The organism is Brevundimonas sp., assembly GCF_046295775.1.
Taxonomy (GTDB): domain Bacteria; phylum Pseudomonadota; class Alphaproteobacteria; order Caulobacterales; family Caulobacteraceae; genus Brevundimonas.
In genome coordinates this window covers 1-13,476 of sequence record NZ_JBKBML010000017.1, presented here as the reverse complement: position 1 = coordinate 13,476, position 13,476 = coordinate 1, and the positions used below count along the sequence as shown (strand labels likewise).

Here is a 13,476-nt window from a genome sequence, read left to right as displayed (position 1 = left end):
GGCTTCACCCGGTCTGACGGAGCTGCCTTTTCGATGCGACGCCCGATGATGCCGATGCTCGGAGCGCGCCCCGGACTTCCCGTCGCCGGCTTTCGAACCCTGGGTCCGGGATCGGTGGCCAGCCTTCTGAAGATCGCGCTGGACGTGGCCTATGGCCTGCTGGCGCTGACCACCTTCATCCTTCTGTTGTGTGTGATCGCCGCCGTCTTCGTGCCGCTCGACAATCTGACCGTGACGGTCGGAGGCGCCGATGACGGCCGCCGCCTGCCGCTGACCCGCCCGCTGATCCTTTTCGGCATGGGCGCCGTGACCGCCTATTTCGGCGGCTTCCTTCTGATCCTGAGGTCTCTGCGAAAGATCTTCCGCACCCTGACGATCGGCGACCCCTTCCAACCGGACAACGTCCGCCGTCTCCGCCAGATCGGCCTGATCCTGGCGGTGGTGAACGGCGGGGTCTGGATCGCGCGATTCGTGGTGTCCACCCGCCTGGCCCCCGGCATGCTGGAAAGCCAAGGCCTGGGCGACATGATGACGCCGATCTTCTCCATCCTGGTCGTGCTTGTGCTGGCCGAGGTGTTCCGCGAGGGCGCGCGCCTGCGTCACGAATCCGAACTGACCATCTGAGCCGAAAGCCCGACCCATATGGCCATCATCATTCAGCTGGACCGCCTGCTCGCCGAACGGCGCATGTCGCTGACCGAGCTCAGCGACCGCGTGGGCGTGACCGTGGCCAATCTGTCGATCCTGAAGACGGGCAAGGCGCGCGCCGTGCGCTTCACCACCCTGGACGCCCTGTGCCGCGAGCTGGACTGCCAGCCCGGTGACCTGATCGCCCATGTCCCCGGTCCGGCCGGGGAGATGATCGACGAAGAGGCATGAGCAGGTCGGGCGAAGACGACGGCGCGCGGCTGTGGAAGCGCGTGACCTCCACCGTCACCCCGCCCGCGCGGCGCAAGGCGCTGCTGATGACCCAGGGCGCGACGCCCGGCGAGCCGGCGCCGATCCCGCGCGCCGGGGCCAAGGCCGCGGCCATGCCGCAGGCGCCGGTCGCTCGAACACCCGCCAAGGTCCTGCCCACGCGCCCTGCGGCGGCGCCCGAAACCCTGGAACCTCGGCGCCAGCGCCGGCTGTCGCGCGAGCGCGATCCGATCGAGGCGTCGATCGACCTGCACGGCTTCGGCCGGTTCGAGGCCGAGGACCAGCTGAAGGCGTTTCTGGTGTCGTCCCAGGCGCGGGGCCTGCGCGCCGTGCTGGTCGTCACCGGCCAGGGACGGCGGGGCGGGGGGATCATCCGCGCCTCCATCCATGACTGGCTGACCGGCCCGAGCCTGAGGGGCGTGGTGTCCGGCCACGCCCCGGCGCACCGCCGCCACGGGGGCGACGGCGCGCTTTACGTCACGCTCAAGAAGCGGTGAGCGAAATCGCCTGCTCGGAGGCCACGATGCGGCTGGCGGCGTGGACCACGGCGCCGATGCGCAGGGCGGCTTGGATCTGGGTGTTGGGCACGCCGTGCTTGCGCAGCTCGCCCTCGTGGGCGTCCAGGCAGGCGCCGCAGCCGTTGATGGCCGAGACGGCGGTGGACCACAGTTCGAAGTCCAGCTTCTCCACGCCCGGATTGGCGATCACATTCATGCGCAGGCGGGCCGGCAGGGTCGTATACTCCTGGTTCTTCATCAGGTGCAGCGACCGGTAGTAGATGTTGTTCATGCCCATGATGGCGGCGGCCGCCTTGGCCGCGTTCAGGGCTTCGGGCGACAGGACCGAGGCGGCCTGGGCCTCGATCAGCTTGACCACGGGACCGACGCCGATGGCGTGGGCCGAGGCCAGGAAGCAGCCCCACTTCTGCTGGTCGTTCAGCACGGTCTCGTTGGCGAGCGAGGACAGGTTCAGCGAGATGTCCTTGCCATAGGCCGGGATCAGGTCGCGCAGGGCGTCGATGGACATGGTTCTGGTTCCCTTCGGGAAGCGGCTACGCGCGCGACGCGGTCGCTTGCTGCTTGAGCCGCATGAGGTTCAACACATCGTGGCGCCTGCGCTCAAGCCGCGAGGCTCCGCGAGCCGCGCATAGCGCCACAAGAATGAAGCGAGCAGCGAAAAGGCGGCGACACGAATGCCGCCGCCTTCCGCAGTCTCAACTCGCCATCGTTAAGCCGCGAGCGTTTCGCCGCCGAGGGGGCGGTTGCAGGCGCACAGCTCGTCGGTCTGCAGGGCGTCGACGACGCGCAGGGTGTCTTCCGGCGCGCGGCCCACGTTCAGGTTGGTGACGTAGACGTGCTGGATGACGTTGTGCGGATCGACCACGAAGGTGGCGCGAAGGGCGACGCCTTCTTCTTCGTCCATCACGCCGAGCGCGCGGGCCAGCTTGCCGCCGTTGTCGGCGAACTGCCAGATCGGCAGCTTGTTCAGGTCGGCGTGGTCACGACGCCAGGCCAGCTTGGTGAACTCGTTGTCGGTCGAACCGCCGAGCACCACGGTGTCGCGGTCCTCGAAATCCTTGCCCAGCTTGGCGAAGGCGGCGATTTCAGTCGGGCATACGAAGGTGAAGTCCTTCGGGTAGAAGAAGATGACCTTCCACTTGCCTTCAAAGCTGTCCTTGGTGATCGGCTCGAAGGCCGACACGCCGTTTTCCTCGTGGGCGTTGAAGCCGGGCTTCACGCCGATGATCTTGAAGTCAGGCAGGGTTTGGCCGACGCCGAGCATCGCGGTCTCCATCATGGTTTGAATTGAATCAGCGGCGTCGGGGAGGACGCCGCTACAGGGGTCAGATGGGGGCTGGAGGCGCGCAAGTCAAATCGATCCTTTCGCATCCGCACATAGATTTCGCTTATGCGAAAAACCGGTCGGTGATAGGATTTGCGAATGCTGCCGACCCTGCGCCAACTCCAGTATCTCAAGCTTCTGGCCGAGCATGGCTCCTTCAGCCGCGCCGCCGAGGCCGCCCATGTCAGCCAGCCAGCCCTGAGCGCCGGCGTGCAGGAGCTGGAGCGCATCCTGGGCGCCCCGGTGGTCGAGCGGACACGAGGCAACGTCCAGCTGACGGCGGTCGGGGTCGAGGCGGTCCGGCGCGCCGAACAGGTGCTGACCCAGGCCGAGGACCTGGTGGTTGCGGCGCGCAACGCCGGGCGGCCGCTGTCGGGTCGGTTCCGGCTGGGGATCATCCCGACGGTCGCCCCCTTCCTTCTGCCGGCCAAGCTGCCGGGGCTGAAGGACAGGCACCCTGCGCTGCGGCTGTTCATCCGCGAGGACCTGACGCCGCGCCTCATCGCCGGCTTGAAGGGCGGTCAGCTGGACGCGGCGGTGATCGCCCTGCCCTATTCTTCCTCCGGCATCCAGCACGCGCGCATCGGCGACGACGAAATCCTGGCGGCGGCGCCGCGCGGCCACGCTCTGGCCGGGGTCGGCCCCCTGCCGGCGGGAGCCTTGAAGGCCGACGACCTGATCCTGCTGGAAGACGGCCATTGCCTGCGCGATCAGGCCCTGGCCGCCATCGACCTGGAGGCCCCGCGCGGCGACGACGTGTTCGCCGCGACCAGCCTGCACACCCTGGTGCAGATGGTGTCTTCCGGCCTGGGGGTCAGCTTCCTGCCGCGCATGGCGGTTAAGGCGGGGTTGGCCGACGATCCGGGCGTCGTGGTGCGCCCCATCTCGGCCGATGCGCCCAAGCGCGAGATCGTCGTCGCCTGGCGCACCGGCTCAAGCCGGGCCGAGGAGGCGCGGCTGCTGGCCGAGGCGCTGACGCTGGACTGACCGAAAGCCGGCCTAGTGCGCCCCGGAACCGGCCGGCAGATGCATCTTCTCGAACTTGCCGACCCGTTCGACCAGGGTGCGGCTGGCCTGGCTCATGCCGGTGACCCTCACCTCGGCGCCCTGGCGGCGATAGCGGAACACCACCTTGTCCACGGCGGCGACGCCGGTCAGGTCCCACAGGTGGGCGTTGCTCATGTCGATCTCGACCCGCGTCGGATGGCCGTGGTGCTCGAAGCTGGCGGCGAAGACATCGGCCGAGGCGAAGAACAGGTTGCCGGTCACCCGATAGCTCAGATGCCCCGCCTCTGGCGTCTCGACCTCTTCGACGACGATGGTCTTGCCGACCTTGTGCATGAAGAAGATCGCCGACAGGACCACGCCCAGCATCACGCCCTTGGACAGGTCGTGCGTCAGGACGACCGTGGCCGTGGTGGCGATCATGACGATGGACGACTGGAACGGCGTGGAGCGCAGCTTGATCATCGAGCCCCAGTCGAAGGTACCGATGGAGACCATGATCATCACGGCGACCAGGGCGGCCATGGGGATCATCGCCACCCAGTCCTGAAGCACAAGGATCAGGAACAGCAGGAACAGGCCGGCCCACAAGGTCGACAGCCGCCCGCGCGCGCCGGACGTCACATTGATGATCGACTGGCCGATCATGGCGCAGCCCGCCATGCCCCCGAAGAAGCCGGCGGCGATGTTGGCGATGCCCTGTCCCCGCGTCTCGCGATCCTTGTCCGAGGGCGTGTCGGTGATGTCGTCCAGCAGATTGGCGGTCAGCAGGCTTTCAAGCAGGCCGACGAAGGCCAGGGTGGCGGCCACCGGCGCGATGATCGCCAGCGTCTCCCAGGTCAGGGGCACCATGGGGATGTGGAACATCGGCAGGGTGGAGGGCATGGCGCCCATGTCGCCGACCGTGCGCACATCCAGCCCGCTCCACATGACGAAGCCGCTGATCAGCACGATGGCGACAAGCGCCGAGGGCACGGCCCTGGTCAGGCGCGGCAGGCCGTAGATGATGGCCAGGCCGGCGGCGACCAGGGCGAAAGTCTGCCAGTTGGCGCCGATCAGCTCGGGCATCTGGGCCAGGAAGATCAGGATGGCCAGCGAGTTGACGAAGCCCGTCATGACGCTGCGGCTGACGAACTTGATGTATCGGCCCAGCCTCAACAGTCCGACGATGATCTGAAATACGCCGGTCAGGATGGAGGCGGCGAACAGGTACTCAAGGCCATGGTCGCGAACCAGGGTGACCATCAACAGGGCCATTGCGCCCGTCGCCGCCGAGATCATGGCGGGCCGGCCGCCGACGAAGGCGATGGTCACGGCGATGACGAAGCTGGCGTAGAGGCCGACGGCGGGATCGACGCCAGCGATGATGGAAAAGGCGATGGCTTCGGGAATGAGGGCCAGGGCGACGACGGTCCCGGCCAGCAGGTCGCGGCGCGGGTTGGCGAGCCATTGCTGGCGCGCGGAGGCGATGATGGACATGGGGTCACGCAAAGGACGGATCAGACCCGGGCGACGGTGCGCCGGCTATCGAGCAATGGGTCTGTTCGGTTTCCCGGCGGATCGGCGGCCGGGATAGCCATCCGCTGACCGTCGCCGGCGCGGATCCTTGTTCGCGCGCCCTGTGCCACGGCGGGCGCGGTCAGGCAAGACAAAGGGCCGGCGGATCGCTCCACCGGCCCTTCATTTGATTGGCCTACCGCGCTTCGCGCTGCTTGAGGCCGGATAGTTGGCCTGTCGCGCGCGGCTTGAGGCCTACTCCGCCGCTTCGGCTTCCGGGCCGCGGGCCAGGTTGCGCAGGACGTAGGGCATGACGCCGCCGGCCTTGAAGTATTCCAGCTCGGTCTGGTTATCGATGCGGCAGCGGACCGGGAAGCGGGCCATCTTGCCGTCCGAGGGGCGGAACATCTCGACCCACAGGTCCTGACGCGGCTTCAGCTTGCCGATGTTGACGTCCGACAGGCCGCGGATGGTGACGATCTCCTCGCCCGTCAGGCCCAGCTTCAGCCAGCCGTCGGCCTTGAACTGCAGCGGCACCACGCCCATCCCGACCAGGTTGGAGCGGTGGATGCGCTCATAGCTTTCGGCGATGACGGCGCGGACGCCCAGCAGGCGCGTGCCCTTGGCCGCCCAGTCGCGCGACGAGCCGGTGCCGTATTCCTTGCCGGCGAAGACGACCAGCGGACGCCCCTCGGCCTGGTAGCGCATGGCCGCGTCGTAGATCGACATCGTGTCCTGCGACGGGAAGTGCTTGGTCACGCCCCCTTCGATGTCCGGCGTGATCTTGTTGCGGATGCGAATGTTGGCGAAGGTGCCGCGCATCATGACTTCGTGGTTGCCGCGGCGCGCGCCGTAGCTGTTGAAGTCCAGCGCATCGACGCCATGATTGGTCAGGTACTGACCAGCGGGCGAGGCCTTCTTGATCGAACCGGCCGGCGAGATGTGGTCGGTGGTGATCGAGTCGCCGAAGATGCCCAGGATGCGCGCCTCGACGATGTCGCTGACCGGGGTCGGCTCCATCGACAGGCCCTCGAAGTAGGGCGGGTTCTGGACGTAGGTGGAGTTGTCGTCCCACTCATAAGTCTGGCCGCCGGTGACCTTGATGGCCTGCCAGTGCTTGTCGCCCTTGAAGACGTCCTTGTAGCGCTTGGCGAACATGGCCGGAGTGACCGACTTCTTCTGGATGTCGGCGATTTCCTGGCTGGTCGGCCACACGTCCTTCAGGAAGACGTCGTTGCCCTTCTTGTCCTTGCCGATCGGGTCCTTGGTGATGTCGATCCGCATCGAGCCGGCGAGGGCGTAGGCCACGACCAGCGGTGGCGAGGCCAAATAGTTGGCCTGGACGTCGGGGTTCACGCGGCCTTCGAAGTTGCGGTTGCCCGACAGGACCGAGGTGGCGACCAGGGCGTTGTCGTTGATCGCCTTGGAGATCGCCGGATCGAGCGGACCCGAGTTGCCGATGCAGGTGGTGCAGCCGTAGCCGACCAGGTTGAAACCCAGCGCGTCCAGATCCTTCTGCAGGCCGGCGTCGGTCAGATAGTCGGTGACGACCTGCGAGCCGGGCGCCAGCGAGGTCTTGACCCAAGGCTTGGCCTTCATGCCCAGCGCATGAGCCTTGCGCGCCACCAGACCGGCGGCGATCAACACCGACGGGTTGGAGGTGTTGGTGCACGAGGTGATGGCGGCGATCACGACATCGCCATCGCCCAGATCGAACTTCTGGCCCTCCACGGCCACGCGCCCGCCGTCGACGGGGCGGGCGAAGACTTCGGCCAGCGCCGTTTCAAAGGCCGGGGCGGCGTTGGTCAGCTCGACGCGGTCCTGCGGACGCTTGGGACCGGCCAGCGACGGCACGACGGTCGAGATGTCCAGTTCCAGCACATCGGTGAAGACCGGGTCTTCCGAGGTTTCGTCGATCCACAGGCCCTGGGCCTTGGCGTAGGCTTCGACCAGGGCGACGCGCGCCTTGTCGCGGCCCGTGGCGGTCAGATAGTCGATCGTGGCGCGCGACACCGGGAAGAAGCCGCAGGTGGCGCCGTATTCGGGGGCCATGTTGGCGATGGTCGCCTGGTCCTCGATGGTCATGCCGGCGATGGCGTCGCCGAAGAATTCGACGAACTTGCCGACCACGCCCTTCTTGCGAAGCATCTGGGTGACGGTCAGCACCAGGTCGGTGGCCGTCGCGCCCTCGGGCAGCTTGCCGGTGAGGCGGAAGCCCACGACCTCGGGGATCAGCATCGGGATCGGCTGGCCCAGCATGGCGGCTTCGGCCTCGATGCCGCCGACGCCCCAGCCCAGGACGGCCAGGCCGTTGATCATGGTGGTGTGACTGTCGGTGCCGACCACCGTGTCAGGATAGGCGACCGTGGTCTTGCCCTCGGTCAGGGTCCAGACGGTCTGAGCCAGGTTCTCCAGGTTTACCTGGTGGCAGATGCCGGTGCCGGGGGGCACCACGCGGAAGTTGTTGAAGGCCGACGAGCCCCAGCGCAGGAAGTTGTAGCGCTCGATGTTGCGCTCGTATTCGCGCTCGACGTTCTGGCCAAAGGCCTTGGACGTGCCGAAGTTGTCGACCATCACCGAGTGGTCGATGACCAGATCGACGGGGTTCAGCGGATTGATCTTGCTGGGATCGGCGCCCAGCTTGGCCATGGCGTCGCGCATGGCGGCCAGGTCGACGACGGCGGGCACGCCGGTGAAGTCCTGCATCAGCACGCGGGCCGGACGGAAGGCGATCTCGTGCTCGACGGCGCCCTTGTTCTCAAGCCAGGCGGCCACGGCCTTGAGGTCGCCCTCGCTGACGGAGACGCCGTCCTCGTTGCGCAGAAGGTTCTCCAGCAGCACCTTCATGGAGCGCGGCAGGCGGGAAATCCCGGTCAGACCGGCTTCCTCGGCGGCGGGAAGGCTGTAATAGGCGTATTTCTTGCGCCCGACGGAGAGATCGCGACGGGTGGACAGGCTGTCGACTGACGGCATGGGAGGGTTCCTCTGGTCATCGCCGCCCGACAATTCGGTTGCGCCTTCGCGCGCTGGACGACGGGGCGCACAGGTCCCCGGCGCGCGCGGCGAAAGCCTGCTGCGGCGATGGCGGATATAGTCCGGCTTGTCTTACCCGTCCATGTATCCACGACGGCGTCATGGATATTGAGAGCGGTTCTCAAGACGTATCGGTCATGCTGACAGGTCTCAATGTCCAGAATCTCGCATTATCGCGCGGTGAGCGGCGGCTGTTCAACGGCCTGACGTTTGCGCTGAATCCTGGCGAAGCGGGTGCGCTGACGGGGGCGAACGGAGCGGGCAAGACCAGTCTGCTGCGCGCCGTGGCCGGGTTGATCCGGCCCGACGCCGGGACGATCGACTTCGGCATGGACGCCACCGAGGCCCGACGCGGGCGGCTGCATCTGATGGGGCATCTCGAAGGGCTGAAGGGCGGCCGCGCCGCGCGCGACGAACTGGACTTCCAGGCCGGCTATCTGGGTGCAGACGGCACCGGGATCGAACGCGCGGTCGAACGTCTGGGTCTGAGCCCCCTTCTCGATCTGGAGACACGCAAGCTGTCTGCGGGCCAGAGGCGGCGCCTGGCCATGGGCCGACTGGTCGCCGCGCCGCGAACCCTGTGGCTGCTGGACGAGCCGCTGGCGCCCCTGGACGCCGCCTGGCGCACGCGGGTGGGCGAGATAATGGCCGAGCATCTGGCCGGCGGCGGGATCATTCTGGCGGCGGTGCATGATCCGCTGCCGGTGACGGCGCGGCCCGTCGAACTGGGAGCGGCGTCGTGAGCGCGACGCGCCTGTTCCGGCGCGAGCTTTCCCTGGCATGGGGCGGCGGCGGCGGGCCGTTGCTGGCGTGCGGCTTCCTGCTCTGCCTGACCGCCATTCTGCCGCTGGCGGCCGGCGCGAACGCCAAGGTGCTGGCCCCGGCGGCTTCGGGCGCGACCTGGCTGGCCCTGGCGCTGGCGTCCCTCTTGTCGCTGGAGCGGATGTTCGAGCGGGACTTCGAGGACGGGGCGCTGGACCTGATCGCGTCCGGCCCCCTGCCCATGGAGGCCGTCGTGGCGCTCAAGGCCCTGGCCCAATGGTGCGCGACGGGCCTGCCGCTGGCCCTGGCCGCGCCGGTCGCCGCCCTGGCCCTGGGCCAGCCGCCCGAACGGGTGGGACTGACGGGGCTGGCCGCCCTGATCGGCGGCCTGGGCTTCGCCTTCACCGGGGCGCTGGGCGCGGCCCTGGCGCTGGGCGCCAAGCGCGGCGGCGTGCTGATCGCGGTGGTCGTGCTGCCGCTGTTCATTCCGCCGGTGATCTTCGGCGCCGGTGCGGTCGAGCAGGCGTCGCAGGGCCTCTCGCCGGCCCCTGCCCTGGCCTTTCTGACCGCCTACGCCCTGTTCGCCGCCGCCCTGGCGCCGCTGGCGGGCGCCGCCGCCGTGCGCTCGGCCCAAGGCTGAACTCAGCCGCCGCGCAGCTGGGTGAGGGTGCGGCCCGGCGCGATGTCTTCGGCCGATGTGACCAGGTGCACCAGGGCCGGCCGGCCCGCCTCGCGCGCCGCCTTCAGGGCCGCCGGGAAGTCCTCGCTGCGGTCGCAGCGCACGCCGAAGGCGCCGAAGGCCTCGGCGTATTTGACGAAGTCCGGGTTCTTCAGGTCGGTGGCGACCACTCGGCCGGGGAAGTGGCCTTCCTGGTGCATGCGAATGGTGCCGTAGGTGCCGTTGTCCACCACCACCACCACGGCGTTGATCCCGTACTGGACCGCCGTGGCGATTTCCTGGCCCGTCATCAGATAGTCGCCGTCGCCGGCGATGCAGACCACGTCTCGGTCCGGATGGATCGACTTGGCCGCCAGGGCCGCCGGATAGCCGTAGCCCATGGCGCCCGACGTCGGCGCCAGCTGGGTCCGGCACGCGCGGTGGCGATAGAAGCGGTGCAGCCAGGCGGCGAAGTTGCCTGCGCCATTGGTGACGATGGCGTCGGCCGGCAGGCCCTCGGCCAGATGCGCCATGCAGACGCCCAGATTGACCGCGCCCGTGACCTCGCCGGGCGTGGAGAAGGCGCGCCAGTCGGCGTGGCCCTGCCGGGCCTCGTCATGCCAGGTCCGGCCCGGCTCGATGGCGGTCAGGGCGAGGGCCGCCAGGCTGTTGTCCGCCGCCGCGCTCATCGTGGTCGGCCAGACGCGGCCCAGCTCTTCCGGCCCAGGGTGGATATGTACCAGCACCTCGGCGGTGCGGGCCCGGTCCAGCAGGGTGTAGCCCTGTGTCGGATTCTCCCCCAGGCGCGCGCCGACGGCGATGATCAGATCCGCGTCCTTCGCCCGCTGGATCAGCTTGGGATTGCAGCCCAGCCCCAGGTCGCCGACGTAGTTGGGGCGGTCGTTGGACAGGATGTCCTTGCGGCGGAACGAGAGGCTGACCGGCAGGCCCAGCCGCTCGGCCCAGTCGCCGATCGCGCCCGCCGCCTCTTCGCTCCAGCCCGATCCGCCCAGCACCAGCAGCGGGCGCTCGGCCTTGGCCAGGCGCTGTTGCAGCTGTTCGACGAAGGCGGAGTCCAGGGCTGCCTTGGCGGGCGTGACGGCGCGCACGGGCGCGGGGCCGCCGTCCTCCAGCAGCACGTCCTCGGGCAGGGCGATGACCACCGGCCCCATCCGGCCTTGCAGCGAGGTGGCGATGGCGCGTTCCACGACCTCGACCGTGCGGTTGGGGCTTTCCAACTCGGTCGCCCATTTGGCCAGGCCGCCGAAGACCTCGCGATAATCGATCTCCTGGAAGGCGCCGCGGCCCCGGTCGGTCAGGGCGATCTGGCCGACAAACAGGATCATCGGCGTGGAATCCTGATGCGCCGTGTGCACCCCGATCGAGGCGTGGGTCGCGCCGGGTCCTCGCGTGACCATGCAGATGCCGGGCTTTCCGGTCAGCTTGCCGTAGGCCTCGGCCATGTTGGCGGCTCCGGCCTCGTGGCGGCAGGCGATGACCTGGATGTCGGAGGTCACGTCGGCCAGGGCGTCCAGCACGGCCAGATAGCTCTCGCCCGGCACGCAGAAAACGCGGTCGATGCCGTTGACGATCAGGGTTTCGACGAGGCGGCGGGCGGCGGTTCCGGCGGGCTGGGTCATGGACCTGGAGATAGACCAGATGGCCGAGGCTGGCTATCAAGGCGCACTGCAACGCTTGATCGGAGCCCGCCATGCGTAAACTCGCCGCCCTGTCGCTGATCGCCGCCTCGCTGGCGCTGACCGCCTGCAACACCGTCGCCGGCGTCGGCCGCGATATGCAGGCCGCCGGCCAGGCCGTGACCGGTGCCTCCAACGACGCGCGTCGCTAGTAGACCACTCCGGTCAGATACAGGCCTGTCGAGGGCGCGACGGGGCCGCATCGCGCACGGTCGCGCGCCGCCAGCGCTTCGGCCACCGCGTCCTCGCCCCACCGGCCCAGACCGACCTCGACCAGGGAGCCGGTCATCGACCGCACCTGGCGATGCAGGAAAGAGCGGGCGGCGAAACGCAGCCGCACCTCTTCGCCGATGCGCTCTACCGCCACCTCGTCCAACGACTTAACCGGGGAAGCGGACTGGCAGTTGACGTCGCGAAAGGTGGTGAAGTCGTGATGCCCGACCAGGGCCTGGGCCGCGCGATGCATGGCCTCGGCGTCCAGCGGCTTCTTCACGTGCCAGACCCGGCCATGGTCCAGGGCCGGGCGGCCGGGGCGGTTCAGGATGCGATACAGATAGCGCCGGCCGGTCGCGGAGAAGCGCGCGTGCCACTCGTCATCCACCAAGGCGGCGTCCAGCACCGACACCTCGTCTTCGATCAGATGGGCGTTCAGCGCATTCATGACCGTGCGCGCCGGCCAGTCACGCTCAAGGTCGACATGGACGACCTGGCCGGTGGCGTGCACGCCGGTGTCGGTTCGGCCCGCCGCCGCGATCCGCACCGCCTGGCCCGAGAACTTCCGCACCGCCTGCTCGATCGCGCCCTGCACCGTCGGCTGGCCGGCCTGGGCCTGAAAGCCGTTGTAGCCCGAGCCGTCGTATTCGATCGTCAGTCGATAGCGGGGCATCAGCCCATCACCACGCCCGGCGCGATCGGATAGCCGCGCAGCATTTCGACGTCGGCCTGGGCCGCCTTGCCTTCACGCTGAACGCGCGACAGACGGACCGCGCCCTCGCCGCAGGCGACGACCAGGCCGTCGCCGTTCAGCACCTGGCCGGGCGCGCCGGCGCCAGAGACGACCGCTGACATAAGCGCCTTGATACGCGCGCCGTCGGGGCCGGCGAACCACGCGCCGGGAAAGGGCGACAGGCCGCGCACGTGGGCGTCGATCTGGGCTGCCGAACGGCTCCAGTCGATGCGGGCCTCGGCAGGCGTGATCTTGCGGGCGTAGGTGGGCTCACCGGCCTGTTCGGTCTCGGTCGCCCCGCCGCGTTCGATGGCGGCCAGGGCGCGAGGCCACAGGCTGGCGCCGGTGACGGCCATGCGATCCGACAGGCTGGCGGCGGTGTCGTCGGGCCGAATGTCTAGAACTTCGCTGAGCAGGATCGGGCCTTCGTCCATCCCCTCGCTCATGCGCATGATCTGCACGCCTGTCTGACGGTCGCCCGCTATGATGGCCCGCTGGATCGGGGCCGCGCCGCGCCAGCGCGGCAAGAGCGAGCCGTGCAGATTGAAACAGCCCAGGCGCGGCGCCTCCAGCACCTCGCGCTTAAGTATCTGGCCATAGGCGACCACGCAGGCCGCATCGACTTCCAGACCGCGAAAGGCCTCGATCGCCTCGGGCGTCTTCATGGATTCGGGCGTGAACACCGGCAGGCCCATGGTCTCGGCGAAAGCCTGGACCGGCGAGGGCTTCAGCGTCTGTCCTCGACCCTTCGGGCGCGGCGGCTGGGACCAGACGGCGACCACCTCATGGCCAGAGGCGATGAGCTCGGCCAGCGACGGCACGGCGAATTCGGGGGTTCCCATAAAGGCGAGGCGCATCCGCGCCCCCATGCCCCACGTAACCGACTGGAGCAAGGCGTGACGGCGTTAAGGGGGTTGCCAAGGCCTCACGCCCATACAAAGACTGACGTTCGGGAGTAGGAGCGCGTCATGGTCTCGTCGAGAATTCGTGCAGTCAGCTTGGCGGCGGCGCTGTTCGCCCTGGGTGGATTTGGCCTCAGCGCCTGCGGCGGCGGCGGCGGCGGAGGAGGTTCGGGTGGTGGCGTGGTCACACCGCCTCCGCCTCCCCCGCCTCCGCCG

Annotated in this window: 14 protein-coding genes and 1 other annotated feature; of the genes, 7 read left to right on the top strand and 7 right to left on the bottom strand. The window is 68.7% G+C overall.

Annotation, left to right across the window (positions count from 1 at the left end; translation table 11 throughout):
* The first annotated feature begins 45 nt into the window (after positions 1 to 45).
* From ACK4I0_RS10610 to ACK4I0_RS10600, 3 genes are read left to right on the top strand one after another with little or no spacing between them, the layout of a single operon-like run.
* Positions 46 to 624 carry a DUF2975 domain-containing protein gene (locus tag ACK4I0_RS10610; protein ID WP_245158325.1) on the top strand — a complete coding sequence of 193 codons (579 nt, stop codon included), beginning with the start codon at positions 46 to 48 and terminating at the stop codon, positions 622 to 624.
* A gap of 18 nt (positions 625 to 642) precedes the next feature.
* A complete protein-coding gene (locus ACK4I0_RS10605; protein WP_409610730.1) occupies positions 643 to 879 on the top strand; it encodes a helix-turn-helix domain-containing protein in 237 nt (78 codons plus the stop codon).
* Entirely contained in the window at positions 876 to 1,415 is a 540-nt protein-coding gene (locus ACK4I0_RS10600; RefSeq protein WP_409610728.1) for a Smr/MutS family protein, read from the top strand. Before ACK4I0_RS10605 ends, ACK4I0_RS10600 begins: the two co-directional genes overlap by 4 nt.
* On the opposite strand, the gene ACK4I0_RS10595 is transcribed toward ACK4I0_RS10600, so the two are convergent.
* Positions 1,402 to 1,944, bottom strand: a complete 543-nt coding sequence (locus ACK4I0_RS10595) for a carboxymuconolactone decarboxylase family protein (RefSeq protein WP_409610726.1) — start codon at positions 1,942 to 1,944, stop codon at positions 1,402 to 1,404. The genes ACK4I0_RS10600 and ACK4I0_RS10595 overlap by 14 nt on opposite strands.
* Positions 1,945 to 2,145: 201 nt before the next feature.
* Positions 2,146 to 2,700, bottom strand: coding sequence for a peroxiredoxin (locus ACK4I0_RS10590; protein WP_409610792.1), 555 nt, complete (start codon positions 2,698 to 2,700; stop codon positions 2,146 to 2,148).
* Between the two features lie 159 nt (positions 2,701 to 2,859).
* Between ACK4I0_RS10590 and ACK4I0_RS10585 the strand changes: the two genes are divergently transcribed.
* On the top strand, positions 2,860 to 3,747 hold the full coding sequence (locus ACK4I0_RS10585) for a hydrogen peroxide-inducible genes activator (RefSeq protein ID WP_409610724.1): 888 nt from the start codon (positions 2,860 to 2,862) through the stop codon (positions 3,745 to 3,747).
* Between the two features lie 12 nt (positions 3,748 to 3,759).
* Here the strand turns inward: ACK4I0_RS10585 and ACK4I0_RS10580 are convergent, their stop codons facing one another.
* A complete protein-coding gene (locus tag ACK4I0_RS10580; RefSeq protein WP_409610790.1) occupies positions 3,760 to 5,238 on the bottom strand; it encodes a SulP family inorganic anion transporter in 1,479 nt (492 codons plus the stop codon).
* 73 nt (positions 5,239 to 5,311) lie between these two features.
* Positions 5,312 to 5,374 (bottom strand) — a sequence feature (sul1 is cis-regulatory element that is thought to sense ions involved in sulfur or methionine metabolism; They are found in Alphaproteobacteria).
* Between the two features lie 143 nt (positions 5,375 to 5,517).
* The gene (acnA, locus tag ACK4I0_RS10575) at positions 5,518 to 8,235 is read right to left on the bottom strand and encodes an aconitate hydratase AcnA (RefSeq protein ID WP_409610722.1); all 2,718 of its coding nucleotides are present in this window, start codon (positions 8,233 to 8,235) and stop codon (positions 5,518 to 5,520) included.
* Positions 8,236 to 8,432: 197 nt separating this feature from the next.
* Between acnA and ccmA the strand changes: the two genes are divergently transcribed.
* On the top strand, positions 8,433 to 9,038 hold the full coding sequence (gene ccmA, locus ACK4I0_RS10570) for a heme ABC exporter ATP-binding protein CcmA (RefSeq protein ID WP_409610720.1): 606 nt from the start codon (positions 8,433 to 8,435) through the stop codon (positions 9,036 to 9,038).
* Positions 9,035 to 9,697 (top strand): heme exporter protein CcmB, encoded by a 663-nt coding sequence (gene ccmB, locus ACK4I0_RS10565; RefSeq protein ID WP_409610718.1) that lies wholly within the window; start codon positions 9,035 to 9,037, stop codon positions 9,695 to 9,697. Before ccmA ends, ccmB begins: the two co-directional genes overlap by 4 nt.
* A gap of 2 nt (positions 9,698 to 9,699) precedes the next feature.
* Here the strand turns inward: ccmB and ACK4I0_RS10560 are convergent, their stop codons facing one another.
* The gene (locus ACK4I0_RS10560) at positions 9,700 to 11,355 is read right to left on the bottom strand and encodes a thiamine pyrophosphate-binding protein (protein ID WP_409610716.1); all 1,656 of its coding nucleotides are present in this window, start codon (positions 11,353 to 11,355) and stop codon (positions 9,700 to 9,702) included.
* A gap of 71 nt (positions 11,356 to 11,426) precedes the next feature.
* On the opposite strand from ACK4I0_RS10560, the gene ACK4I0_RS10555 reads away from it, so the two are divergent.
* A complete protein-coding gene (locus ACK4I0_RS10555; protein WP_135066388.1) occupies positions 11,427 to 11,564 on the top strand; it encodes an entericidin A/B family lipoprotein in 138 nt (45 codons plus the stop codon).
* Here the strand turns inward: ACK4I0_RS10555 and truA are convergent.
* Both truA and fmt read right to left on the bottom strand, forming a co-directional pair.
* Positions 11,561 to 12,298: a tRNA pseudouridine(38-40) synthase TruA gene (gene truA, locus ACK4I0_RS10550; RefSeq protein ID WP_409610714.1), complete on the bottom strand. Its 738-nt coding sequence runs from the start codon at positions 12,296 to 12,298 to the stop codon at positions 11,561 to 11,563. The genes ACK4I0_RS10555 and truA overlap by 4 nt on opposite strands.
* On the bottom strand, positions 12,298 to 13,215 hold the full coding sequence (fmt, locus tag ACK4I0_RS10545; protein WP_409610712.1) for a methionyl-tRNA formyltransferase: 918 nt from the start codon (positions 13,213 to 13,215) through the stop codon (positions 12,298 to 12,300). Before fmt ends, truA begins: the two co-directional genes overlap by 1 nt.
* Positions 13,216 to 13,476: the final 261 nt, after the last annotated feature.

Bases quoted from the DNA above. Each gene is read 5' to 3' on its own strand.
- ACK4I0_RS10610 (WP_245158325.1), top strand. From the start codon at position 46: ATGATGCCGATGCTCGGAGCGCGCCCCGGACTTCCCGTCGCCGGCTTT.
- ACK4I0_RS10605 (WP_409610730.1), top strand. From the start codon at position 643: ATGGCCATCATCATTCAGCTGGACCGCCTGCTCGCCGAACGGCGCATG.
- ACK4I0_RS10600 (WP_409610728.1), top strand. From the start codon at position 876: ATGAGCAGGTCGGGCGAAGACGACGGCGCGCGGCTGTGGAAGCGCGTG.
- ACK4I0_RS10595 (WP_409610726.1), bottom strand. From the start codon at position 1,944: ATGTCCATCGACGCCCTGCGCGACCTGATCCCGGCCTATGGCAAGGAC.
- ACK4I0_RS10590 (WP_409610792.1), bottom strand. From the start codon at position 2,700: ATGCTCGGCGTCGGCCAAACCCTGCCTGACTTCAAGATCATCGGCGTG.
- ACK4I0_RS10585 (WP_409610724.1), top strand. From the start codon at position 2,860: ATGCTGCCGACCCTGCGCCAACTCCAGTATCTCAAGCTTCTGGCCGAG.
- acnA (WP_409610722.1), bottom strand. From the start codon at position 8,235: ATGCCGTCAGTCGACAGCCTGTCCACCCGTCGCGATCTCTCCGTCGGG.
- ccmA (WP_409610720.1), top strand. From the start codon at position 8,433: ATGCTGACAGGTCTCAATGTCCAGAATCTCGCATTATCGCGCGGTGAG.
- ACK4I0_RS10560 (WP_409610716.1), bottom strand. From the start codon at position 11,355: ATGACCCAGCCCGCCGGAACCGCCGCCCGCCGCCTCGTCGAAACCCTG.
- ACK4I0_RS10555 (WP_135066388.1), top strand. From the start codon at position 11,427: ATGCGTAAACTCGCCGCCCTGTCGCTGATCGCCGCCTCGCTGGCGCTG.
- truA (WP_409610714.1), bottom strand. From the start codon at position 12,298: ATGCCCCGCTATCGACTGACGATCGAATACGACGGCTCGGGCTACAAC.
- fmt (WP_409610712.1), bottom strand. From the start codon at position 13,215: ATGCGCCTCGCCTTTATGGGAACCCCCGAATTCGCCGTGCCGTCGCTG.